21 protein-coding genes are annotated in these 24,338 nt (G+C 66.1%); 15 read left to right on the top strand and 6 right to left on the bottom strand.

The features are described 5' to 3' along the window. Nucleotides 1-41: 41 nt before the first annotated feature. Nucleotides 42-956 carry a type IV toxin-antitoxin system AbiEi family antitoxin domain-containing protein gene (locus tag GOPIP_RS15695; protein WP_035728172.1) on the bottom strand — a complete coding sequence of 305 codons (915 nt, stop codon included), beginning with the start codon at nucleotides 954-956 and terminating at the stop codon, nucleotides 42-44. Nucleotides 957-1,242: 286 nt separating this feature from the next. Between GOPIP_RS15695 and GOPIP_RS15690 the strand changes: the two genes are divergently transcribed. From GOPIP_RS15690 to GOPIP_RS15645, 10 genes are all read left to right on the top strand, one after another. Further along, the gene (locus tag GOPIP_RS15690; RefSeq protein WP_006370700.1) at nucleotides 1,243-2,880 is read left to right on the top strand and encodes an aromatic/alkene/methane monooxygenase hydroxylase/oxygenase subunit alpha; all 1,638 of its coding nucleotides are present in this window, start codon (nucleotides 1,243-1,245) and stop codon (nucleotides 2,878-2,880) included. 135 nt (nucleotides 2,881-3,015) lie between these two features. Next, nucleotides 3,016-4,059, top strand: coding sequence for a 2Fe-2S iron-sulfur cluster-binding protein (locus GOPIP_RS15685; protein WP_006370699.1), 1,044 nt, complete (start codon nucleotides 3,016-3,018; stop codon nucleotides 4,057-4,059). Nucleotides 4,060-4,106: 47 nt separating this feature from the next. After that, complete coding sequence (locus GOPIP_RS15680) at nucleotides 4,107-5,213, top strand: aromatic/alkene monooxygenase hydroxylase subunit beta (protein WP_006370698.1); 1,107 nt, start codon at nucleotides 4,107-4,109, stop codon at nucleotides 5,211-5,213. A 5-nt stretch (nucleotides 5,214-5,218) separates the two neighbouring features. Further along, nucleotides 5,219-5,554 (top strand): propane 2-monooxygenase effector subunit MimD, encoded by a 336-nt coding sequence (mimD, locus tag GOPIP_RS15675; RefSeq protein WP_170320219.1) that lies wholly within the window; start codon nucleotides 5,219-5,221, stop codon nucleotides 5,552-5,554. A gap of 148 nt (nucleotides 5,555-5,702) precedes the next feature. After that, entirely contained in the window at nucleotides 5,703-6,749 is a 1,047-nt protein-coding gene (locus tag GOPIP_RS15670) for an amidohydrolase family protein (RefSeq protein ID WP_006370696.1), read from the top strand. Next, entirely contained in the window at nucleotides 6,746-7,534 is a 789-nt protein-coding gene (locus GOPIP_RS15665; RefSeq protein ID WP_006370695.1) for an iron-sulfur cluster assembly protein, read from the top strand. Before GOPIP_RS15670 ends, GOPIP_RS15665 begins: the two co-directional genes overlap by 4 nt. Continuing rightward, the gene (locus GOPIP_RS15660) at nucleotides 7,531-8,556 is read left to right on the top strand and encodes an NAD(P)-dependent alcohol dehydrogenase (protein WP_006370694.1); all 1,026 of its coding nucleotides are present in this window, start codon (nucleotides 7,531-7,533) and stop codon (nucleotides 8,554-8,556) included. Before GOPIP_RS15665 ends, GOPIP_RS15660 begins: the two co-directional genes overlap by 4 nt. A gap of 70 nt (nucleotides 8,557-8,626) precedes the next feature. After that, nucleotides 8,627-10,276, top strand: coding sequence for a chaperonin GroEL (gene groL / locus GOPIP_RS15655; protein ID WP_006370693.1), 1,650 nt, complete (start codon nucleotides 8,627-8,629; stop codon nucleotides 10,274-10,276). 243 nt (nucleotides 10,277-10,519) lie between these two features. Further along, nucleotides 10,520-12,292, top strand: coding sequence for a sigma-54-dependent Fis family transcriptional regulator (locus GOPIP_RS15650; RefSeq protein ID WP_170320218.1), 1,773 nt, complete (start codon nucleotides 10,520-10,522; stop codon nucleotides 12,290-12,292). 116 nt (nucleotides 12,293-12,408) lie between these two features. Beyond that, nucleotides 12,409-13,065 (top strand): class II aldolase/adducin family protein, encoded by a 657-nt coding sequence (locus tag GOPIP_RS15645; RefSeq protein WP_006370691.1) that lies wholly within the window; start codon nucleotides 12,409-12,411, stop codon nucleotides 13,063-13,065. Here the strand turns inward: GOPIP_RS15645 and GOPIP_RS15640 are convergent. Beyond that, complete coding sequence (locus GOPIP_RS15640; protein ID WP_006370690.1) at nucleotides 13,035-13,664, bottom strand: TetR/AcrR family transcriptional regulator; 630 nt, start codon at nucleotides 13,662-13,664, stop codon at nucleotides 13,035-13,037. The two genes, GOPIP_RS15645 and GOPIP_RS15640, sit on opposite strands and share 31 nt — an antisense overlap. 123 nt (nucleotides 13,665-13,787) lie before the next feature. Here GOPIP_RS15640 and GOPIP_RS15635 point away from each other — a divergent pair, with 123 nt between their 5' ends. The 3 genes from GOPIP_RS15635 to GOPIP_RS15625 all read left to right on the top strand — a co-directional run bounded on the left by GOPIP_RS15635 (nucleotide 13,788) and on the right by GOPIP_RS15625 (nucleotide 17,210). Beyond that, nucleotides 13,788-15,563 (top strand): acyl-CoA dehydrogenase, encoded by a 1,776-nt coding sequence (locus tag GOPIP_RS15635; RefSeq protein ID WP_006370689.1) that lies wholly within the window; start codon nucleotides 13,788-13,790, stop codon nucleotides 15,561-15,563. 64 nt (nucleotides 15,564-15,627) lie between these two features. Continuing rightward, nucleotides 15,628-16,389 (top strand): SDR family NAD(P)-dependent oxidoreductase, encoded by a 762-nt coding sequence (locus GOPIP_RS15630; RefSeq protein ID WP_020170540.1) that lies wholly within the window; start codon nucleotides 15,628-15,630, stop codon nucleotides 16,387-16,389. Nucleotides 16,390-16,451: 62 nt separating this feature from the next. Beyond that, entirely contained in the window at nucleotides 16,452-17,210 is a 759-nt protein-coding gene (locus tag GOPIP_RS15625) for an SGNH/GDSL hydrolase family protein (RefSeq protein WP_006370687.1), read from the top strand. Nucleotides 17,211-17,222: 12 nt separating this feature from the next. Here the strand turns inward: GOPIP_RS15625 and GOPIP_RS15620 are convergent, their stop codons facing one another. The 4 genes from GOPIP_RS15620 to GOPIP_RS15605 are packed head-to-tail and all read right to left on the bottom strand — an operon-like array spanning nucleotide 17,223 to nucleotide 21,679. Beyond that, nucleotides 17,223-18,776, bottom strand: a complete 1,554-nt coding sequence (locus tag GOPIP_RS15620; protein WP_006370686.1) for a flavin-containing monooxygenase — start codon at nucleotides 18,774-18,776, stop codon at nucleotides 17,223-17,225. Continuing rightward, nucleotides 18,773-19,690 carry a ferritin family protein gene (locus tag GOPIP_RS15615; RefSeq protein WP_006370685.1) on the bottom strand — a complete coding sequence of 306 codons (918 nt, stop codon included), beginning with the start codon at nucleotides 19,688-19,690 and terminating at the stop codon, nucleotides 18,773-18,775. Before GOPIP_RS15615 ends, GOPIP_RS15620 begins: the two co-directional genes overlap by 4 nt. 1 nt (nucleotide 19,691) lies before the next feature. Further along, on the bottom strand, nucleotides 19,692-20,636 hold the full coding sequence (locus GOPIP_RS15610) for an SDR family NAD(P)-dependent oxidoreductase (protein WP_006370684.1): 945 nt from the start codon (nucleotides 20,634-20,636) through the stop codon (nucleotides 19,692-19,694). After that, on the bottom strand, nucleotides 20,633-21,679 hold the full coding sequence (locus tag GOPIP_RS15605; protein ID WP_035728169.1) for an alpha/beta hydrolase: 1,047 nt from the start codon (nucleotides 21,677-21,679) through the stop codon (nucleotides 20,633-20,635). The genes GOPIP_RS15610 and GOPIP_RS15605 overlap by 4 nt, the downstream gene beginning before the upstream one ends. Before the next feature lie 181 nt (nucleotides 21,680-21,860). Here GOPIP_RS15605 and GOPIP_RS15600 point away from each other — a divergent pair, with 181 nt between their 5' ends. Beyond that, complete coding sequence (locus GOPIP_RS15600) at nucleotides 21,861-22,142, top strand: DUF1490 family protein (RefSeq protein ID WP_006370682.1); 282 nt, start codon at nucleotides 21,861-21,863, stop codon at nucleotides 22,140-22,142. Nucleotides 22,143-22,161: 19 nt separating this feature from the next. Next, nucleotides 22,162-24,324: a heavy metal translocating P-type ATPase gene (locus GOPIP_RS15595; protein WP_006370681.1), complete on the top strand. Its 2,163-nt coding sequence runs from the start codon at nucleotides 22,162-22,164 to the stop codon at nucleotides 24,322-24,324. Nucleotides 24,325-24,338 lie beyond the last annotated feature (14 nt).

Raw genomic sequence — 24,338 nt, 5'->3', positions numbered from 1 at the left:
CAGGACACGCAATGCCGAAGTCGACACACATTCGCGACAGGTCAGGCCGCCATCAGCGCGAGGTGAACCAGCCAGTGACGCACCTTGGCGACCACGGTGCCGCGCCGGAGATCGTCCCAGACCCAGCGGATCACCATGATGCCCATCGCGCGGAGCGCGTCTTCGCGTGCCTTCTCGCGCAGCACGACCTCGGTGACGTCCTCTCCGGGCCTCAGTAGCTTCTGGTACTTGACCTTGCCGTCGAACTCCCCGACGAGCAGACCGTCCCAGTCGAAATCGGTCCGGGCGACGAAGATGCCGTGCTTGTCGTAGAACTCATGCTGCAGCCGAGCCGGACGCAGCCCGGCTTCGATCAGTTGGGCGCGACTCCACGACTCCCCCGGGCTCTCGGCATTTCCGTCGGCGAAGCGCAGTGCATGCCGGGCCCGCCCGACCCCGCGACGAGAACCGGCCAGCATCATGGCCATCACCTCACGATCGGCACCCCGCCGGAGCGCGGCGTCGAAGACGGCCAGTGCCCTCGCGAAACCGTCGGCGCCGCAAGCGACATCGACGGCGGTCCGTTCGAGCGAGGTCACCGACACGCCGTCGATCACGACGGTGTGCGCCTCGGATACCTCGCCGACGTGACAGTGCAGCGTCGTGGTCCGAAAGCCCGTCGGCGCGGTGCGGTGGACACGACGGAAGTTGGGTTCGAGCATGGCGAGGCCGTGGACCGCGGCCGCGCTCTGGTGACTCAACGGCGCGTCGGAGGTCCCGGCGAGCACCGTTGCGATCGCGGTCAGTCGGTGGAGTTCCTCGGGCTCCCGGCGCACCGCCTCGGCGTAGACCCCGCGGACGATCCGCACGATCTGCTTGGTGCGCACCGCTCGGGCGAGATCCTCGTCGGTCAGTCCGACCGCGATCACCGACGCTCGATGGATGAGGCCGTGGGTATCGGTGGGAAAGGTCATCATGCCGAGTTGGACGCGGCACGCGTTGCCGCAGTTCCGCCCGACGTCAGATCTTCCGCAGATGTGTGTCGACTTTGAGTTTGTGTGCCCTGCAGGACACACAAAGGCGAAGTCGACACACATCCGCGCTGGTCAGCCGGTTTCAGGCCCACCACAACCGCCGATCCACACCAATGGATATGTGGCCAGTCTCACAGTGAGACGGGTGTGAGACGCGTCACGCGGTTGTATCGGTAGCGCTTCAGCCCGCAGGCCGACACCGCGTCGGCTCTTCTACAGGAGGCGCACATTGAGCAGGCAGAGCTTGACCAAGGCCCATGCGAAGATCACCGAGCTGTCGTGGGAGCCCACCTTCGCCACCCCGGCAACCCGGTTCGGAACCGACTACACGTTCGAGAAGGCACCAAAAAAGGATCCGCTCAAGCAGATCATGCGGTCGTACTTCCCGATGGAAGAGGAGAAGGACAACCGCGTCTACGGCGCCATGGACGGCGCGATCCGCGGCAACATGTTCCGTCAGGTCCAGGAACGCTGGCTCGAATGGCAGAAGCTGTTCTTGTCGATCATCCCGTTCCCCGAGATCTCGGCGGCCCGCGCGATGCCGATGGCCATCGACGCCGTCCCCAACCCGGAGATCCACAACGGTCTCGCGGTACAGATGATCGACGAGGTTCGTCATTCGACGATCCAGATGAACCTCAAGAAGCTGTACATGAACAACTACATCGACCCGGCCGGCTTCGACATCACCGAGAAGGCCTTCGCCAACAACTACGCGGGCACGATCGGCCGGCAGTTCGGCGAGGGATTCATCACCGGTGACGCCATCACCGCCGCGAACATCTACCTGACAGTGGTCGCCGAGACGGCATTCACCAACACCTTGTTCGTGGCGATGCCCGACGAGGCCGCGGCCAACGGCGACTACCTGCTGCCGACGGTCTTCCACTCGGTGCAGTCCGATGAGTCCCGGCACATCTCCAACGGCTACTCCATCCTGCTGATGGCCCTGGCCGACGAGCGCAATCGTCCGCTGCTCGAACGGGATCTGCGCTACGCATGGTGGAACAACCACTGCGTCGTCGACGCCGCGATCGGTACCTTCATCGAGTACGGCACCAAGGACCGCCGCAAGGACCGGGAGTCCTACGCCGAGATGTGGCGTCGGTGGATCTACGACGACTACTACCGCAGTTACCTTCTGCCCCTGGAGAAGTACGGGTTGACCATCCCGCACGATCTCGTCGAGGAGGCCTGGAACCGCATCGTCGACAAGCACTACGTGCACGAGGTCGCCCGCTTCTTCGCCACCGGCTGGCCGGTCAACTACTGGCGGATCGACGCCATGACCGACACCGACTTCGAGTGGTTCGAGGAGAAGTACCCCGGCTGGTACAACAAGTTCGGCAAGTGGTGGGAGAACTACAACCGTCTGGCCTACCCCGGCAAGAACAAGCCGATCGCCTTCGAGGACGTCGACTACGAGTACCCGCACCGCTGCTGGACCTGTATGGTGCCGTGCCTCATCCGCGAGGACATGGTCACCGACAAGGTCGACGGCCAGTGGCGCACCTACTGCTCGGAGACCTGCGCCTGGACCGACAAGGTGGCGTTCCGCCCGGAGTACGAGGGTCGACCGACCCCGAACATGGGGCGCCTCACCGGTTTCCGCGAATGGGAGACGCTGCATCACGGCAAGGATCTCGCCGACATAATCACCGATCTCGGCTACGTCCGCGATGACGGCAAGACCCTGATCCCGCAACCGCATCTGGATCTCGACCCCAAGAAGATGTGGACGCTCGACGATGTGCGCGGCATCCCGTTCGGCAGCCCCAACGTGGCGCTCAACGAGATGAGCGATGACGAGCGTGAAGCTCACATCGCCGCCTACATGGCCAACAAGAACGGGGCCGTCACGGTCTGATCCGTGACGCCCTGATCCGGAACGCCAGGAGCCCCTGGCGAGGGCGTATCGAGGCCCACCACCGCACGCGTGACCTCGATACGCCCTGGCCGTTCCGGCCACACCCGCACACCGCCTTGCGCCCCAGGAGACTTCATGGCCGACACCCACAAGATCAGCTTCGAACCCGTCGACATCGAGATGGAGGTCGGCGAGGACGAAACCATCCTCGACGCCGCATTCCGACAGGGAATCCACCTCATGCACGGCTGCCGCGAGGGCCGTTGTTCGGCCTGCAAGTCGTACATGCTCGAGGGCGACGTCCAGATGGACGACTACTCCACCTTCGCCTGCAATGACGCCGAAGAGGCCGAAGGTTACGTACTCCTCTGTCGCACATACGCTTACAGCGACTGCGAGATCGAGCTCCTCAACTTCGACGAGGACGAACTCCTCGGCGGTGCACCCATTCAGGATGTCACCACGAAAGTCGCTGCAATCGAACCGATGACCCCCGACATCGTGTCCCTGAAACTCGATGTCGTCGAACCGGAGTCCGTGGAGTTCAAGTCGGGACAGTATTTCGACCTGTTCATCCCGGGCACCGAGGACAAGCGGTCGTTCTCGATCGCCACCACCCCGGCCACCCCGGATCGGCTCGAGTTCCTGATCAAGAAGTATCCCGGTGGACTGTTCGCCGGCATGCTCACCGACGGCCTGTCGGTGGGTCAGGAGATCAAGCTGAACGGTCCGTACGGGTCGTGCACCCTGCGCAACGGGCACGTCCTGCCGATCGTGGCAATCGGCGGCGGCGCGGGGATGGCGCCGCTACTGTCTCTCCTGAGACACATCAGCGAGACCGGCCTGAACCGACCGGTTCGGTTCTATTACGGAGCCCGCACCGCCGCCGATCTCTTTCTACTCGACGAAATCGCCACTCTCGGTGAGAAGATCGACGACTTCTCGTTCACCGCATGTCTGTCGGAGAGCACCGACAACGCACCCGAGGGCGTCACCGTCATCGGCGGGAACGTCACCGACATCGTCAACGACAACGAAGCGGACCTGGCCCGAACGGAGGTGTATTTCTGCGGTCCCCCACCCATGGTCGATGCAGCTCTCGCACTGGCGGAACAGCATTCGGTTCCCCACGACCAGATCTTCTACGACAAGTTCACCAGCCCGGCATTCGACTCCTGATCACGACCACCGCGGTCGAGTCAGCCTGAACGACAGGAACGAAAGGTATGTCCGCACCAGCGCAACCCCGGGAACGCAGTTTCCCGTCCATCGAATTCACCGACGCCGAGGCCGGCGCACGGGAATTCCCGAGCAGCCGCAGCCGCAAGTACAACTACTATCAGCCCTCCAAGAAGCGCGCCACGATCTACGAGGACGTCACCGTCGACGTCCAGCCGGATCCCGAACGGCACCTCACCCAGGGCTGGATCTACGGCTTCGGCGACGGCCCCGGCGGATACCCGAAGGAATGGACCTCGGCGCAGTCGAGCAACTGGCATCAGTTCCTCGACCCCAACGAGGAGTGGGAACAGTCGATCTACCGCAACAACTCCGCAGTCGTGCATCAGGTGGATCTGTGCCTGCAGAACGCCAAGCGCGCACGGGCCTACGACGGCTGGAACTCCGCGTGGCTCAAGTTCATCGAGCGCAACCTCGGAGCCTGGATGCACGCCGAGAGCGGCATGGGCCTGCACGTGTTCACCTCGATTCAGCGGTCCGCGCCGACCAACATGATCAACAACGCGGTGTGCGTCAACGCCGCCCACAAACTGCGTTTCGCGCAGGATCTGGCGCTGTTCAATCTCGACCTCTCCGAGGCCGAGGAGGCGTTCGACGGGTCGGCGCACAAGGAGGTCTGGCAGTCGGCTCCCGAGTGGCAGCCCACCCGCGAGGCCGTCGAACGCCTGACCGCGATCGGCGACTGGGCCGAATTGTTGTTCTGCTCCAACATCGTCTTCGAGCAGCTGGTGGGCTCGCTGTTCCGATCCGAACTGGTCATGCAGGTCGCCGCCCGCAACGGCGACTACATCACCCCGACGATCGTCGGCACCGGAGAGTACGACTACGACCGGGACCTGAACTACTCGCGCGCCCTGTTCCAGATGCTCGCCCGCGACGAGAAGCACGGCATCGACAATCGGAAGCTGTTCTCGCGGTGGATGTCCGAATGGGTTCCCCGGTGCCTCGACGCCGCGCGCGGACTCCAGCCGATCTGGTCGCAGCCGGCGGACAAGTCCGTCACGTTCTCATCCAGCCTCGAACACGCGAAGACCAAGTTCGCCGATGTCCTGGCAGCCATCGATGTCGATATCCCAGAGGAGTTGAACAAGTGAGCACCATGCAATTCGGAGCCGACACCGAGTTCTCCAACATGTGCGGTGTGACGCTCATGAACACACCGATCGGACGCGTCGTCGCCGACGTGATGGGCGCCAAGGACGGTGTCGAACTCACCGAATACCCGTCGATGATCCGCGTCGACGGGGTCAACCGCCTCGACTTCGACTACGACGAACTGACCGACGCCCTCGGCCAGGACTTCGACGGATCGATCTTCGAGGAGATCAGTTCGACCCACTACGGACGGATGGTCCATCTCGACGACAAGACCATCCTGTTCGCCAGCCCCGAGGACGCCGCCGAGTTCATCGGCTTCGACCTGACCGCCTCCTAGGAGCGGTCGCCAGAGAACTTCGCCGCCGGGGTCATTCCGCCCCCGCAAGCAGGCCCCGGCGGCGAATTCCACCATCCGACAAGACACCACAGCACCAGTTTTCAGCCCACACAGCCCCGTCAACGCCGCGAGAGAGCGAGTGATACCGATGTACGAGAAGAATGGCGACAAGTATTTCATCGTCGATGCCCACGTCCACCTGTGGGACGGCCGCGAATCCAACCAGCGCAACATCCACGGCAAACAGTTCATCGACTGCTTCTACGACTATCACCGCAATCTCAGTCCCGCCGAGGAGCTGTGGGATTACGACACCTACTGCTACTACGGCCCCGATCGCCTCATGCGGGATCTCTTCGAGGAGGGGCCGGCCGATCACGCCATCTTCCAGGCCACCATCCTGCGGGATTTCTACGTCAACGGTTTCGCGCAGGTCGACGACTCGCTGAAGCTCTGTCAGGACAATCCCGGCAAACTCACCTACAACCACGCCTATGATCCGCGCGACGGCGAGGACGGCCTCGAGCAGCTCCGCCGCGACGCCGAGACGATGGATCTCAAGGGCGTGAAGCTCTACACGGCCGAATGGCATGGCGACTCACGGGGATACAAGCTCGACGACCACTGGTCGCGCCGGTATCTCGAGGAGTGCATCAAGCTGGGCATCAAGAACGTGCACGTGCACAAGGGCCCCACCATCCGGCCGCTCGACCGCGATGCCTTCGACGTCGCCGACGTCGACAAGGTCGCCACCGACTATCTCGACCTGAACTTCATCATCGAGCACGTCGGGCTCCCCCGCCTCGAGGACTTCTGCTGGATCGCCACCCAGGAGTCGAATGTCTACGGCGGTCTGGCCGTGGCGATTCCGTTCATCCACACGCGGCCGCGCTACTTCGCACAGATCATCGGTGAGCTCCTGTACTGGATCGGCGAGGACAAGATCCTCTTCGCCAGCGACTACGCACTGTGGACACCGCAGTGGCTGGTGGAGCGTTTCGTCGACTTCCAGATCCCGGAGGACATGACCGAGTACGCCCCGATCACCACCGATCAGAAACGAAAGATCCTCGGCCTCAACGCCGCCGCGCTGTACCCGCACATCGAGGTGCCCGCCGAGCTGCGCATCCCCACCGATGCCGCCGACCCGGGAGCCGAGGTGGCCGCGGGCGCGAAGGATGCGGTGGCATCATGACGGCGCTGTCGGAGCCGACCGATACCGATGTGATGGTCGTCGACGCGGTGCTCGGGGCACTCGGTACGGTGCTCGATCCCGAACTCGACCAACCGATCACCGAGTTGAACTTCGTCCGATCGATCTTCATCGACGACGACGGGGTCGCCGTTCACCTGCGGTTGCCCACGTCGTTCTGCTCGCCCAACTTCGCGTATCTGATGGCCTCCGATGCCCTCGACGCACTCGAGGACATCGACGGCATCGGGGATGTGCGGGTCATGCTCGACGACCACCACGACTCGGACAAGATCAACGCCGGGCTCGCCGCGCACGCCGGCTACAAGGGCACCTTCGGTGTGGAGGCCGAACAGGATCTCGAGGAACTGCGGCTGACGTTCCTGCGCAAGGCGCACACCGCGGCGATGGAACGCGCTGTGGCCAAGCTCATCTCGTCCGGTCAGGCCACCGTCGAGGACTGTGAGCATCTGTTGCTGCGCGATCTGCCCGACGGCCCCGCCAAGTGGGCACTGCTGCGCCGCCGCGTGCAGCTGGGCCTGGGTGTGTGTCCCAACTGCCGGGTCGTCGTCGGTGAGGACGGCACCACGCTGCCGCCCGAGCAGATCCCGATGCGATTGCGCTTCGCGCGATCGGTGCGGATCTCCATGGAGGGCAACAGCCATTTCTGCCGCGGCCTGCTGGCCACCCGTTACGCCGACGACGGCGAGTGTGACGGCACCAGCGGCCCGGTCATCACCAATCTGCGCACCAGCGGGGGCGCAATCGACGAGAAGAGGTCGGCATGAGAGCAGTACAGGTGGTCGGATACCACGACAAGTTGCAGCTCAACGAGATTCCGGATCCGGAGATCACCGGGCCACTCGATGTGATCGTGCGCATCGGCGGTGCCGGCGTGTGCCGGACCGATCTGCACATCCTCGAGGGCCAGTGGGAGGCCAAGAGCGGTGTGGCCCTTCCGTACACGATCGGCCACGAGAACGCCGGCTGGGTCGAGGCGATCGGCGATGCCGTCACCAACGTCGCGGTGGGCGACAAGGTGATCCTGCACCCGCTGATCACCTGCGGGCTGTGCCGGGCGTGCCGCGACGGTGACGACGTGCATTGCGAGAACAGCAAGTTCCCCGGCATCGACACCGACGGCGGCTACGCCGACTATCTGAAGACGACCGCCCGCAGCGTGGTGCGCATCGACGACTCACTCGAGCCCGCCGCGGTGGCCGCACTCGCCGACGCCGGGTTGACCGCCTATCACGCGGCCGCCAAGGTCGCGCGGATGACCCGCCCCGGTGACACGTGCGTCGTGATCGGCGCAGGCGGATTGGGCCACATCGGGATTCAGGTGCTCTCGGCGATCTCCGGAGTCACCATCGTGGTGCTCGACCGCAACCCCGACGCGGTGGCACTCGCCGTCGAGGTCGGTGCGCACGAGGGAATCGTCGCCGACGGCAACCACATCGAGAAGGTTCTGGCACTGACCGATGGCAAGGGCGCCGAGGCGGTGCTCGACTTCGTCGGCGAGGGCGGCGCGACCGCCGAGGGCGTCGCGATGCTGCGGCAGGCCGGCAACTATTTCGTCGTCGGGTACGGCGAGAACATCAATGTCCCCACCATCGACATCATCTCGACCGAGATCAACTTCATCGGCAATCTCGTCGGTTCCTACAACGACCTCACCGAACTGATGACGCTGGCCGCCCAGGGCAAGGTCACGCTGCACACCGCGACCTATCCGCTCACCGATTTCCAGCAGGCCCTCGACGACCTCGATGCAGGCAAGGTCAGGGGGCGCGCCATCCTGATCCCCTGACCGCACCCGAGAACACCGTAAACACCCGAAAAGATCTACCCCACAAGACATTCGAGAAAGGTTGGACAACATGGCCAAGGAGTTGCGCTACAACGCCGAAGCGCGGCTGCGGCTGGAACGGGGCGTCAATGCCCTCGCCGACGCGGTCAAGGTGACGTTGGGACCCAAGGGTCGCAACGCCGTCCTGGAGAAGCTCACCGGACCACCGACGATCACCAACGACGGTGTGACCATCGCCCGCGAGATCCAGCTCCGAGACCCGTTCGCCAATATGGGCGCCCAACTGGTCAAGGAAGTCGCCATGAAGACCAACGGGGTCGTCGGTGACGGCACCACCACCGCGACGGTCCTGGCCCAGGCCATGGTCCGGGAGGGCCTGCGGGCCGTCGAGCAGGGCGCCAATCCGATGCGGGTGCGGCGGGGTATCGAACGCGCCGTCACCGCCGTCCTGGGCTCGCTGACCGAGCAGGCCGTGCAGATCGGCGGCCGCAGTGACCTCGAACGCATCGCGTCGCTGGCCGCCAGCGACGACGAGGTGATCGGTGAGGTCATCGCCGCCGCCGTCGAACACGTCGGCAAGAACGGCGTCATCACCACCGAGGAGAGCGACACACTCGGGCTGTCGGTCGAGGTCGTCGACGGCATCGAATTCGATCACGGGTACATCTCCGGGTACATGGTGACCAATCCCGAACGCATGGAGGCGGTGCTCGACAACCCGGTCGTGCTGCTCACCAACAAGAAGATCACCTCGGTGCAGGAGATCATGCCTGCCATCGAGGTCGCCAAGCGTGCCGATCGGCCACTGCTGGTGCTGGCCGAGGACGTCGACGGACCGGCCCTGCAACTGCTCGTCGGCGGCAACATGCACAACACGATGCGGTCGGTGGTGGTCCGCGCCCCGGGATTCGGGCATCGCCGGATCGCCGAACTCGAGGATCTCTCGGTCGCCCTGGGCGGCCACGTGATCGCCAAGGACACCGGGATCGAACTCTCCGAGGTCAGCATGGAGCACCTCGGCACCTGTGATCGCGTGACCGTCACCGAGAACGAGACGACCATCGTCGGCGCGCACGGCGAGCAGGAGCTCGTCGACGCCCGGGTGCGCCATCTGGAGGCCCAGCTCGAGCGGGCACGAATCGACGCCGACCGCGACGCCCTGGAACTGCGGATCGCGCGGATGACCGGCCGGGTCGCGGTGATCCGGGTCGGCGGTGTCACCAGTGTCGAGCTCAAGGAACGCATGCTGCGGGTCGAGGACGCCCTGGCCGCGACCCGGGCAGCGGTGGAGGCCGGGATCGTCTCGGGTGGCGGCACGGCACTCGCCCAGTCCCACCGGGCCCTGGAATCGCTGGACACCTCCGGCGATGAGGGCGCCGGTGTGCAGGTGGTGCGCAACTCGCTGGCCGAGCCGCTGTTCTGGATCGCGACCAACGCCGGCTACGACGGCGAAGAGGTGGTCAAGGTGGTGACCGGGCTGCCCCTCGGGCACGGGTTCAACGCCCTGAGCGGCTCCTACGGCGACATGTTCGACGAGGGCGTCATCGATCCGTGCAAGGTGACCCGCGCGGCATTGGAGAGCGCCGCGTCGATCGCGGCATTGCTGATCACCACCGAGACAGCGGTGGTCGAGGAGGTGCTCGGCAACCCCGGCGCCATCCCCGCGCCGGGCTTCGGCGATCTGGCCGAGGGCATGGTCCGCCCGTCCAACATCTACTGAGTCGTGTGTGTGCCGGGTCGACGGGCCCGGCACACACCGCCCGGGAATGATCCGACGCCGAATCATTCCCACCCAGGACTGGGCCGGCCGCGATCCGGACGATGAGATTCGTTCGCGGCGTTGATCGCGGCCGGTCCTCCCCAGGGGTACACTCGCAGCAGGTGAGACCCAGATCACAGCGGAGCCCCCGATCGCAGAGGAGCCTTTTGCTCGGTGATTCCACAGCCCACACCACCAGCAGCCATGTCCACCGCAGCGATCGCCAGAGCCCGGGAGAAATTCCTGAGCGACGACGCGCTCGATGATGCCGTCCGCGACTCGATTTCGACGTCGTGGAAGCGTTCGCGTGCGTTCAACGTCCACGCTGATCGTCTCGAGCTGCCGTTCGTCCGCGAACCGAACCTCGAGGGCCCGTTGGTCAGTGCGGCCCGCCCGATCCTGAGCCAACTCGCCGACGATCTGTCCACCGAGCCGGTCTCGATCATCCTGACCTCCGCCGACGGGGTGGTGCTCTCACGCACCACCGCCAGCCGCCGCCTGCAGCAGATGCTCGACGAGGTCAGCCTCGCCCCGGGGTACAGCTACAGCGAGGAGCACGCCGGCACCAACGGAATCGGCACCGCACTCGAGACCCGCCAGCCCACCCTGGTCCGCGGATCCGAGCATTACGCCGGATGTCTCGGGCCGCTGTCCTGCGCGGGTGTGCCGATCGTGCACCCCATCTCCGGGGCGGTCGTCGGCGCGCTCGACCTCACCTGTCCGTCCGACGACGAACACCCCTCGACGCTGCTGCTGTCCCTGGCCAAATCCGCCACCTCGCAGATTGTGCACCGCATGGTCTCGCAGGCCAGCGAACGGGAATCCCGGCTGCTCAACGCCTACCTCGCCACCTGCCGGCGAGCCCCGCAGGCGATGGTGCTCGCCATCTCCGGCGACGTGGTGCTGATGAACCGTCGACTGCGCCACAGCATCGATCCCGGCGACCAACTCGCGATCCTCGAACACGCCGTCGACCAGTCCCCGGACCGGGTGTCGGCGAATCGCGTCAGCACATTGCCCAGCGGTCGGGTCGCGCGATTGTCACCGGTCGACGAGCACTACGACTCCGATACCGCGATCGCGGTGTTCCGGGTCCATCTCCTCGATTCCGCGCCCACGCCTGCTGCCTCCACTCCGCTGCGTCCCGTCGCCTCGTTGCCCGGGGTAGTCGGACGCAGCTCGTCCTGGCGGCAGTGCTGTGCACGGATCTCCGGTCACGTCCAGGCCGGGCAGTGGATCACCGTGGCCGGCGAAAGTGGTTCCGGCCGTACAGCTTTGCTGCGCGCTGCCGCCGAACGCTACCAGCCGTCGACGACGCGGATCTTCACCGCCGACGATTTCGATGCCGACCCCGATTCCACGTCGGACAGTGACGAGGCCCTCGACGCCCTCGCCATCGAACTCGACCGCGACGGGTTCTGCATCATCCTGCGTGACCTCGACCGGGTGCCCGCCCACACCCAGGCCGCGATCGCCGACCTGCTGCCCGGCCGGGAGTACGCCGGCTGGCTCGGCGTCACCACCGCCCTGCATTCGGCCGATGCCGCGTCGATGCTGTTGCCCTTCTTCGGCCACACCGTCGAGTTGCCGCCGTTGCGGCACCGCATCGAGGATCTCCACGATCTCGTACCTGCCCTGCTGCGCCAGCTCACCCGTGGACGGGAGCTCACCGTGGCCTCCGACGCCATGGCTCAGCTCAGCAAGTACGGGTGGCCCGGCAACGTGGCCGAATTGCGCCAGACGCTACGAGAGGTGGTCACCCATCAGCGTTCCGGGGTGATCGGCGTCGGCCAGCTCCCGCCACGGTGCCGGACCACGAGTCGGCACACGCTCACCCGCATCGAGGCGCTCGAACGTGATGCGATCGTGCGCAGTCTGGAGGAGAACGGCAACAGCAAAGCTGCTGCCGCACATGCGCTCGGGATCTCCCGCGCCACGATCTACCGCAAGATCAAGGAGTTCGGGATCGTCACCTGACGCCCGGCGGACATCCGAGGACCGACAGCGCGCGACGGGCCGACGGCGTCGGCGTTCACCCGCCATGAACTGCCACATCCCCGCCATGAACTGCACAAAGGCGCTACCGTCAAGGAGTGGACATCGACGATCAGCGCGCATATCTCTGTGCGGCGGCCCACCAACTCGCCTCGGCGGGCCACACGATCGGCACCGGTGGCAACCTCTCGGCCCGCGTCGGCGAACACGTGCTGGTCACCCCGTCGGGCTGCCGGCTCGATTCGGTGTCGCCCGAGCAGCTGGTGGTGGTCGATCTCGACGGGACCGTCGCCGTTCCCACGCCGTACCGCCCGACCTCCGAACTGCGCATCCACCTCGACATCTACCGCACCTCGTCGACCGCCGCGGTCGCCCACGCACACCCGATCGCATCGGTTGCCGTCGGCAACATCGTCGACGAACTCCCGGCGATCCATTACACCGCGGCCATGCTCGGGGGCTCGGTGCGCGTCGCGCCGTACGCGGTCTTCGGCAGCCCCGAACTGAGCACGGGCATCAACGAGGCACTCTTCGAACGCACCGCCGCACTGATGCGCAATCACGGTGCCATCGCCGTCGGCAGCAACATCGAAACCGCATGCGAGCACATCGAACTACTCGAGTGGCTCTGCGAGGTCTACCTGCGATCGGTCAGCGCGGGCACCCCCGCGGTCCTCGACGAGACCCAGCTCATCGAGGTCGTGGCGACTGCCGCACGCCGCCACTACACCCCGTTCCCCGGCCGCGAGCGGTGATCGGACCGCTCCTGCGCCCGCACCATGCGTGAGGCCATCCGCGCGTAGGCCGCGCCGAGTTGCAGCGGATCACGGTGGGCACGGCTGGGAAACCAGCGACACACGTCGACACACAGCGACGAGATCGCGAGGATCACGTCGTCGGCGTCGTCGGCGAGGAACTCGCCCGCCTGAACCCCTCCGGTGATGATCGTCGTGAGAATCGCCGTCGTCTCGTGCCGTAGGTCGGCGATCGCCCGAAAGTGCTCGGGCCGCAACGCCCGCATCTCGTACTGAACCACCTTGGCCAACTGATGATGACGCGCCTGCCATTCGGCGAAGGCGGCCACCACGGCGCGCAACCGGTCCGAGTACGGTGCGGACGGTTCGTCGGCCGCCCGGATCGCGTCGTTGACCGCCTGATGGCCCTCAAGCGCGATCGAGTACAGCAACTCCTCCTTGGACCGGAAGTGCGGGTACATCGCCGCCGCGCTCATCCCGAGTCGCGCGGTGATCTGCCGGGTCGAGGTCCCCGAGTACCCGAATTCGGCGAATGCCGCAATCGCGGCAGCACGGATGCGTTGCGCCGCAGCCGATTCGGTGGCATGCACGGACGCCATCACCTCACCTCCCGGTTCCCAGGGCCCGCCGATGTTGACGACGAACCGCCACACCAGGCAGTATAAGCAAGTGCTCATAAAATGAGCGAGTGCTTGGCTGCACCCCGGACGAAATGGAGCGTCATGGCCGAACCGCTGTCCCGTCGCGACCTGGAGTTCCTGCTCTACGAATGGCTCGACGTCGAAAAGCTCACCGAGCGTCCACGTTTCGCCGAGCACTCCCGGGAGACCTTCGACGCGGTCCTCGAACTCTCCGCCGACATCGCAACCCGGCGCTACGCGCCCTACAACGCCCTCGGCGACACCCACGAGCCCTACGTCGGCGACGACGGCACCGTGATCCTGCCCGACGAGATCACCTCGGGCATCAACGAGTTCCTCAAGGCCGGGCTCGTCGCAGGCTCCTTCGACGAAGAACTCGGCGGGATGGCACTGCCGACGGTGGTGAACCGGGCGAGCGCCGCATGGTTTCAGGCAGCCAACGCCGCGATGTCGTCCTACACCTTCCTCAGCGTCGGCAACGCCAACCTGATCGCCGAATACGGCACACCCGAACAGATCGACACCTGGGTCCGCCCCATCGTCGAGGGCCGCTACTTCGGCACCATGTGCCTGTCCGAACCGCAGGCCGGCTCGTCGCTCGCCGACATCACCACCAAGGCGATCCCCGCGACCGACGGCACGTACCGCGTCACCGGCACCAAGATGTGGATCTCGGCCGGCGACCACGAACTCGGCGAGAACATCGTCCACCTCGTGCTGGCCAAGACCCCCGGTGGCGGGCCCGGCGTCAAGGGCATCTCCCTGTTCATCGTGCCCAAGTATCTCCCCGACGGCACCCGCAACGACGTCGCACTCGTCGGGCTGAACCACAAGATGGGCAACCGGGCCACCACCAACTGCCTGCTCAACTTCGGCGACGGGACCCACTCCCCCGACCCCACTCCGGGAGCAGTTGCGTTCCTGGTGGGCGAGGAGCACAAGGGCCTGTCCTACATGTTCCACATGATGAACGAGGCACGCATCGGCGTCGGATTCCTCGCCACCTCACTGGGATACGCCGGTTACCTCGCATCCCTGGAATACGCCAAGGTACGCACGCAGGGACGTCCGGTCGACCAGAAGGACCCCACCGCCAAGCCCGTCCCCATCATCGAACACGCCGACGTGAAGCGGATGTTGTTGGCGCAGAAGTCCTATGTCGAGGGATCGCTCGCGCTGGGACTGTACTGCTCCAAGCTCGTCGACCTCCAGCAGACCGGCGACGACGCCGAGCAGGCCCGCGCCGGACTGCTTCTCGACGTGCTGACCCCGATCGCCAAGTCCTGGCCGTCGCAGTGGTGTCTCGAGGCCAACTCCCTGGCCATCCAGGTCCTCGGCGGCTACGGCTACACCCGCGAATTCCCGGTCGAGCAGTACTACCGCGACAATCGGCTGAACCCGATCCACGAAGGCGCCCACGGCATCCACGGCCTGGACCTGTTGGGACGCAAGGTCGTCATGCGTGACGGTGCGGGGCTGACCCTGCTGGCCGAGACCATCGGCGACACCATCGCCGGAGCCGAGGCCGATCCGGCGCTCGCCGAATACGCCGCCGCACTGCGCACCCGACTCGACACACTCGTCGCGACCACCGTCGCCGTGTGGTCGGCAGGCGACGTGGCCGTCTCCCTGGCCAACGCGACCGCCTACCTCGAGGCCACCGGACACATCGTCATCGCCTGGATGTGGCTCGAGCAGTTGCTGGCGGTCGGCACATCGACCGGTGACTTCTACGACGGAAAACGCGCTGCGGCACAATACTTCTACCGGTACGAACTGCCGAAGACCGGGCCGCAGTTCGAGCTGCTGGCCGCACTCGACCGCACCACCCTCGACACCGATCCGGCCTGGCTGTAGCCACCCTCCACACACCGTCGAACCACCACGCAGTCGACCCCCCATCACGAAGGAGCTCCCGAAAGTGTCCGTCCTCGATATGTTCTCCCTGACCGACAAGGTCGTCGTCGTCACCGGCGCCTCGTCGGGTCTCGGCGTCTCGTTCGCCATCGCCTTCGCCGAAGCCGGCGCCGACGTCGTCCTGGCCGCGCGCCGCACCGACCGCCTGGCCGACACCGCGGCCAAGGTCGAGGCCACCGGACGCAAGGCACTGTCGGTGACCGCCGATGTCGCCGACCCGGAGTCGTGCCAGAAAGTGATCGACGCCGCGATCGAGGCCTTCGGTCACGTCGACGTGCTGATCAACAACGCGGGTATCGGCACCGCGGTGCCGGCGACACGGGAGACGCCCGAGCAGTTCCGCAACGTCATCGACGTCAATCTCAACGGCTCGTACTGGATGGCGCAGGCGGCCGGCCGGGTCATGCAGCCGGGTAGCTCGATCATCAACATCTCGTCCATCCTGGGCATCACCACCGCCTCGCTCCCGCAGGCCGCGTACGCAGCGAGCAAGGCCGGGATCATCGGCCTCACCCGCGATCTCGCCCAGCAGTGGGGCTCCCGCAAGGGTATTCGCGTCAACGCACTGGCCCCCGGATTCTTCAAGTCCGAGATGACCGACGGCTACAAGGACGGCTACCTCGACTCACAGATACCGCGCGTCGTGCTGGGACGCACCGGTGATCCGGTGGAGCTGGCCGCGACGGCGGTCTGGTTGGCCTCCCCGGCCGGCGGCTACGTCACCGGCCAGACCCTCGCGGTCGATGGCGGCATCACCGTCACGTAGGTCCGCGTACCCATCACGTCCGGTGCGCGATTACCCGAACGAGCGAAAGGTCAAGGCAGGCAGTGCGGTACGTGGCGGTCGGTGACAGTTTCACCGAAGGCGTCGGCGACGAACCCGATGGCCCCGACATCCCGCGCGGGTGGGCCGACCTCGTCGCCGAGGGGCTGGCCGCCGCGCACGGCGGGATCGACTACGCCAACCTTGCCGTGCGCGGCCGGCTCCTCGAACCCATCATCACCGATCAGGTCGACGCCGCCCTGCACCTCGACCCGTTGCCGACGATGATCACCCTCAACGGCGGCGGCAACGACATGCTGCGCACCGGCGACCTCACCGGACTGGTCGAGCTCACCCGCTCCGCGGTACGCCGATGCCGTGACGCCGGAATCCGCGTCGTCCTCCTCGCCGGCGCCGACCCCTCGGACGGTCTGCCCTTCGGGTCGACCATCCGGCGCCGCGGCGAGTACCTCACCAACGAGGTCGCTACCATCGCGGTCACCGAGGATGTGGAATTCATCGACGTCTTCCACGACACGGAGATCCGCCGCCCCGAATACTGGTCGCCGGATCGGTTGCATCTCAACGCGATCGGCCACCGCCGCACCGCCGCACTGATCCTGCGCGGCCTCGGCGTGCCGACGCCGACCCCTGCTCGCCCCGAACCGCAACCGCGTCCCCCGCGCCTCGTCGCGGAGGCCGGGTTCGTTCGCGAGCACCTGTTCCCGTGGGTGATGCGACGCCTTCGCAAGCAGTCCTCCGGTGACGACCGAACCGCCAAGTATCCGGACTGGGTGTCGGTCGACCCCGCCGGCATCGGCTGAGGCGAGCACCGATCACACCATCGACGAATCCCGGCTCGCGTCCGGCGACCGCGCGTCGTCGAGTGCCGCCGCGCGGAAATCCCGGGAGAAATCGATCCCCCGCATCTGCGCGAGGTATTGACTGGCGAACCCCGGATACATGGTGGCGTTGAATCCGTCGTCGGTGAGATACCAACTGCGGCAACCGGAATTCCAGGTGGTGCTCTCCAGGCGTTTCTGGATCGACCGGTTGTAGGCATCTTGGGCGGGCCGGTGCACGTCGAGCAACCGCAATCCGCGGTCGACGATCAGCGAGATGGCGGTGACGACCGCATCGATCTGTGCCTCCATGTACACCAGCGCCGAATTGTGCCCCGGGCCGGAGTTCGGGCCGAAGGTGAAATAGAGATTCGGATACCCCGACACCGCGATCGACTTGTACGCGTATGCGCCACCGGACCATTCGTCGGCGAGCACTCGACCGTCACGGCCGCGGATCGGGATCGGCGATCCCTGCTTGGACACCTCGAACCCAGTCGCGAACACCAGTGCGTCGAACCGTCGCTCGATCCCCTCCACGGTCCGCACGCCGTGTTCGCAGATCCGCGCGATCGGCCACGTCACCAGGGTGCAGTTGTCGGCTTGCAGCGCGGGATAGTAGTCACTGGTCATCAGCAGCCGCTTACAGCCGGCCCGGAAATCCGGGGTGAGCTGTCGCCGCATCCACGGATCACGCACCTGGGCAACGAGATTGATTTTCGCCACCCCTTCGATGACCCGGGTGAACGGCGTGTTCCACACGGCGCCGAGCGCCACCGACTCGTGCCCGAGGTACCAGAGTTGACGTGCCAGCCCCTGCGAATACGGCACCGTCCGATATACCCGTCTGGTCAACGAGGAGATCCGACGATCGGCTCGCGGCAGCACCCACCCGGGAGTGCGCTGGAACACCGTGACGTCGGCACCGGCGCGCACCAACTCCGGGATCAGTTGCACCGCACTGGCACCGGTGCCGATCACCCCGACCTTCTTACCGGCGAACTCGTAGTCGTGGTCCCACGCCGCCGAGTGCATCCGGTGACCGGTGTACTCGTCGATACCCGGGATCGAGGGATATCCGGGTGTGGAGAGCGGGCCGGACGCGACGACCACCGCGCGTGTGCGGAGCGACTCCCGATCGGCCAGATCGACGCGCCACGTGCCGCTCTCCTCGTCGAACTCCAGCCCGGTCACCAGATGCGAATACCGGATGAACCGTTCGAGATTGTGGTCGGCGATCATCCGCGCGATGTACGCCAGGATCTCCTCACTTCCCGAATAGGTGTGTGACCATTCGGGATTGGGTGCGAAGGAATACGAGTAGAGCCGCGACGGGATGTCACAGGCCGCCCCGGGGTAGACGTTGTCGCGCCACGTTCCGCCCGGTCGGACGTCGCGTTCGCAGATGATGAAGTCATCGCGCCCCTGCTGCAGGAGCCGGATTGCGGTGCCGATACCGGCGAACCCGGCCCCGATGATGACGGTGTTGGCATCGAGACCGGCGGCATCGGGAGCAGGCGTGTGCGAATCCTCGTGCACGGCGCTCATGCGATCGGCTCGTAGGTCAGTTCCTTCGACCAACTCGGCTGTGACCGAAGGAGAAAGCGCGGGTAGCGGTCGGTCAGCGTGACCATCGCATCGGCGAAGTAGTGATACGGACTGTCGCGGTTGATGACCCAGCCCGCGTGGTATTTCAGGATCTGATAGTTGAGGAGCCTGGTGCCCCGACCCCGGTCGCCGTTCTTGCGGAACCGCTTGATCGCGTCGTAGAGCCGATCCTCCGACAGTCCCATGTCGACGATGTTGTCGCGCATCTTGTTCAGCAGGGGCACATACATCAGTGCACCGATGATGAGTCCCGGAGAGGCCAGCGTGCCGACCGTCTGGACCAGCAGCGTGCGCAAGCGGACGTTGCCGATCATGTCGAGTGCGTGAAAGTCGACGGCGAGATGTCGCGACTCGTCGGCGTTGATCTTGCGGAACACGGCATGGCAGATCGGATCGTCGACCTCCTCGAGGAGGAACTTCAGCAGCGCCCCGTCGAGGGCCACCTCCAACATCGGGATGACCGTGCCCAGCACCGACAGTGACATGCGGTCGGCGAAGGTGTCGAGCCATTCGATGGCCAGGCGGATGTTGACGTTCGGCTCGGGGACCTCGTCGTCCTCGAGCATCCCCCACCGCCGCATCAGCGCGAGCTCGGCGTTGGCGTGCTTCTGCTCCTCGGCGTGAAAGTACCGATAGATCTCCGCGAGCGTCTCGTCGGGCGCCTTCTTCGCCAAAGCCGCGAAGCCGCGGGCGCCCACATTCTCGATCCACACGAGATCGGCCATGAACGCCTTGAGCTTCGGCTTCTGCTCCTCGGTGATCAACTCGGCACCGGGAGCATCCCAGTCGATGTCGGCCAGCGCCCACTGGCGATCCTTGATGGTCGCCAGCATGTCCTCGAGAACTATCGGCATGTCACACTCCTTCTTCGATTCGCGGTTGTGCAGCAACGGTTTCCGCATCGGACGCCAGGCTGTTGTGCTCGGATACCCCCGGCTCGAGTACCTCCGGGTCGAGTGCCACGGGGTCCACGGCAGCGATCGCCGGGGCCAGACGATGCAGCAGACCCGCTCCGAGGGTGTAGGTCCGCGGAAACAGTCGCTTCATCAGCCAGAGGGCCCTGGCGTCGAGTTGGGGCACCACGTACAGTCGTCCCCGGTCGTTGGCATCGAGGGTCGACCGCGCGACCTGCTCCGCCGACCGTCCGGAGTACCTCATCAGGGTTTGCGCGAGTTTCATCGCGTCGCCGGTGATCCGACCGTCCACGGCGACGTTGGTTTTCACGAATGTCGGGCACAGCACGGTCACCGCGAGGTCCGTGCCCGACAACTCCGCGGCAATGGTCTCCGAGAGTGCCAGTACCCCCGCCTTGCCGACGTTGTAGGCACCCATCCCGGGCGCTGCGGAGAACGCTGCGGCCGAGGCGACGTTGATGAGACCACCCCGTCCGGCCGAGCGCAGTTGGGGCAGAAAGAGTTCCGAACCGAGGACCATTCCGCGCAGGTTGATGTCGAGGGCCCAGGTCCAGTCGTCGAGGCCGATGCTGCCGACGCAGCGCCCGCCGATGCCGACGCCGGCGTTGTTGATCATCAGCGTGGTCGGGCCATCGAGCAGATCCGGTGCGCGGCCGGCGAGGGTGCGCATGTCGTCGATCTCGGCGACGTCGCAGAACAGCGCAATGCCCTCCCCGCGCCCGCCCGCGTCGATCATGGCGACCGTCTCCTCGGCTCGGTCGATGTCGATGTCGGCGCAGACGATGCGGCCACCACGGCGCGCGAGTTCGAGAGCGAAAGCGCGCCCGATGCCGCTACCCGCGCCGGTGACGACGGCACGTGCACCCTGTGATCGTCGAGATGTCATGTCGTGGCATACCTTTCCGTATCAGCGTTTTCGGTATCAGCGTGTTCGGTATCAGCGTGTGCCGTCGCAGCGCTCGTCGCCGCAGCTGTGCCACCCGGTTCCGGACACTCGGTGATGAACCGTGCGGCAGCCGCCAAGGCGGGGCCGGCTTCCGGGATCATCGTCGGCAGCGCCTGGAAGACGTGCATCTGTCCGGGCCAGATCTGCAGTTCACTGTCCCCGCCGGCGTCGGTGATCATCCGGTGCGCGGCACGTGCATCGCCGAGGAGCATCTCTGCCCCGCCGACCTGGATCAGTGTGCGGGGCAGGTCGTCGGCGCGATCGAGTGCCGGCGCGAGGCGAGGCAGGTCGGCCGGATGGCCTCTGGTGTAGTGATCGACCAGACGCTGCGCGGCGACGGCCGAGATCAATGGATCGGGCCCGGTGTCGCGTTCCTGCCGGCGGGCCAGTTCGAGAGTGAGATCGACCAGCGGCGACATCAGTACCATCGCGCGCGGCTGTGCACGCCGGTGTCGCACATTCTCGGCGAGCAGATCCAGGAGGAGATGGCCGCCTGCCGAATCACCTGCGACGGTGATGTTCTCGGGCCGATAGCCGATGTTCTGCAGCCAGGCGTAGGCGGCCTCGACGTCGTCGGCGGCAGCAGGAAAGACGTGTTCGGGGGCGAGTCGGTAGTCGACACTGAACACCGGCATCCCGGTGAGATGCGCGAGTCGGGCAACGAGCCCGCGATGCGTGCGCGCCGAGCAGATCGCATACGCACTGCCGTGGACGTAGAGGATGACGCGCCGGGACTTCTCCGATCCCGGGGCGTACACCCACTCTCCGCGGAAGCTGCCGGTGGACAGGGTATCGACGCGGACCCGATAGGGCGGCGGTGACCCGAGCAGCATGGCCGTGGCGACGATGGCACGGGAGACATGTACCGCGAGGACACCGCCGGGCAGGACGTCGGCGAACGGCCGCAACGTGCGTCGGGTCAGCCACGCCGCACACCGGGACTGTCGTGAGGTGTGAATCACACTACCGATGGCATCACCCATGATGCCATTTGTCAATGGCACATTGGTCAATGTTGCAAATTCTCCCACGCTGCTGCTCACCCGGCCCCCGTGTCGGCGTGTGTCCACTCGCCGGGTGGCCGCGCACGACGTAGACTCGGACGTCCTGGCAATCGTTTCCATTAATCGGGCAACTCATCGAGTTGAGCGCGAAAGGACCGAGATGGCACTACACGGCTTCCTGACCAAGGCCGGATCGACGGTCGCGACCGGCCTCGTCGGCGCCGTCGCATACGACGTCGCCCGCAAGGCCATCGCCAAGGCACCCCTACGGCAGGGCGCCGTGGTGGTCACCTCCTGGGGCCTGGTGGGTACCCGGAAAGCCGAGGCCATCGCCGAGGATGCACGCCTGCGGACCGCCGACATCGTCGCCGAGGCGAAGGACCGTATCGGCGAGGAAGCGAGTCCCCCGGGAACGGCCGAGCCGCACGACCACGATCACTGACCCCGCCGTGCAAGAATCTGTGCGTTCCGACGCCGCGGGGCGTCTGCGCCTGGTCGTCGATGCGCTGCGCGGAACGTCGGCCGCACGCGCGGTCGCCGTCGAGGACGCTGTGATCGCGTTGACCGGGGTTCGCGCCGTGCACGTGTATCCACGCACCGGCTCCGTCGTCGTCTGGTATCGCCGGAACACCGACCGTGGCGCCATCGATCAGGCGATCGCCGCCGGGCGGGACGCCGATCTCACGACGGTCACCCGCGCCGCGCCACATTCGGCCGACGTCACCAATTCCGACATCCTGCGGATGGGTATCGGCGCGGGCGCTTTGATCCTTCTGGGGTTGCGGCGCTACGGATTCCGACGACCACCGATGCTCGGTCCCGCGTCGCGCACGGTCGCCACCGGGATCACCATCTTCTCCGGCTATCCATTCCTCAAGGGCGCCTTGCGTTCTCTGCGCGGAGGACGGGCGGGCACGGATGCGCTGGTGTCGGCGGCGACCGTGGCGAGTCTGTTGTTGCGGGAGAACGTCGTCGCGCTAACCGTCCTGTGGTTGCTCAACATCGGTGAGTTCCTTCAGGATCTGACGTTGCGCCGTACCCGACGGGCGATCTCGGATCTGTTGCGCGGCAACGCCGACACCGCATGGCTGCGGCTCGAGGACGGCACCGAGGTGTCGGTGCCCGTCGATTCGTTGGCGGTCGGCGACGTCATCGTCGTCCACGATCATGTCGCCGTCCCCGTCGACGGGACGGTGCTCGAGGGCGAGGCGGTGATCGACCAGTCCGCGCTGACCGGTGAGAACCTGCCCGTCACCACGCAGGTCGGTGCCCACGTGCACGCCGGCTCGGTCGTGGTCAGCGGCCGGTTGGTGATCACCACCTCGGCGGTCGGCGCCGACACCGCGATCGGCCGGATCATCGCCCGGGTCGAGGAAGCCCAGCACGATCGGGCTCCCATCCAGACTGTCGGCGAACAGTTCTCGGGCCGCTTCGTCCCGGCCTCGTTCCTGCTGTCGGCGGCCACCCTGCTCGTCACACGCGATCTACGCCGCGCCATGACCATGCTGCTCGTCGCGTGCCCCTGCGCGGTCGGGTTGTCGACGCCCACCGCGATCAGCGGCGCCATCGGCAACGGTGCCCGCCGCGGAATACTGATCAAGGGCGGCTCGCATCTCGAGGCGGCCGGCCGCATCACCGCCATGGTCTTCGACAAGACCGGCACGCTGACGACCGGCCGTCCGGTGGTGACCAACGTGATCTCCTTCCACACCGACTGGTCACCCGAGGACGTCCTGGCCCATGCGGCGAGTTCGGAGATCCACTCGCGACATCCGTTGGCGCAAGCGGTGATCCGGTCGACGACCGAGCGCCGGATCGAGATCCCCACCCACGCCGAGTGTGAGGTCATCGTCGGTCTCGGCATGCGCACCTTCGCCGCCGACGGTCGCGTCCTGTTGTTGGGTAGCCCCGCCCTGTTCGCTCGCCACGAGGTCGCACTGACCACCGACGCGATCGAGTGGGTGGACAAGCTCCGCAACGAGTGCGAGACACCACTGTTGCTCGCCGTCGACGGCACCCTCGTCGGCCTGGTGAGTCTGCGCGACGAGGTCCGTCCCGAGGCGCGCGAGGTGCTCGATGGGTTGCGGGACAAGGGAATCGAGCGGATCGCCATGCTCACCGGCGATCACCCGGCCACCGCCGCGGCGATCGCCGGCGAACTCGGCATCGACGACTGGCGGGCCGAGGTGCTTCCGGAGGACAAACTCGCAGCGGTCCGCGAGTTGCAGTCCGAAGGTCATCTGGTGGCGATGATCGGTGACGGGGTCAACGACGCACCCGCACTGGCCGCCGCCGACATCGGCATCGCGATGGGCTTGGCCGGCACCGACGTGGCCGTCGAGACCGCCGACATCGCCTTGGCCGCAGACGATCTGCGCATGCTGTTGGCGGTGGGGGACCTGGGCGAGCACACCCTGCAGGTGATCAAGCAGAACTACGGGATGTCGATCGCCGTCAACGCGATCGGGCTGATCGTCGGCGCCGGTGGCGCGCTGTCCCCGGTGGTGGCGGCGATCCTGCACAACGCGTCGTCGGTGGCCGTGGTGGCCAACAGTTCTCGTCTCATCCGCTACCAGGTGGACCATTCGGGCGCGGAGAAATCCGACACCGCTCTGCTGCGTTGATGGCGGCGCGCCGA

This window comes from Gordonia polyisoprenivorans NBRC 16320 = JCM 10675, from assembly GCF_000241325.1.
In the GTDB taxonomy this organism is placed as follows: Bacteria; Actinomycetota; Actinomycetes; order Mycobacteriales; family Mycobacteriaceae; genus Gordonia; species Gordonia polyisoprenivorans.
Note: the sequence above shows the minus strand (reverse complement) of the source record. Positions and strands in the feature narration are given on the sequence as shown.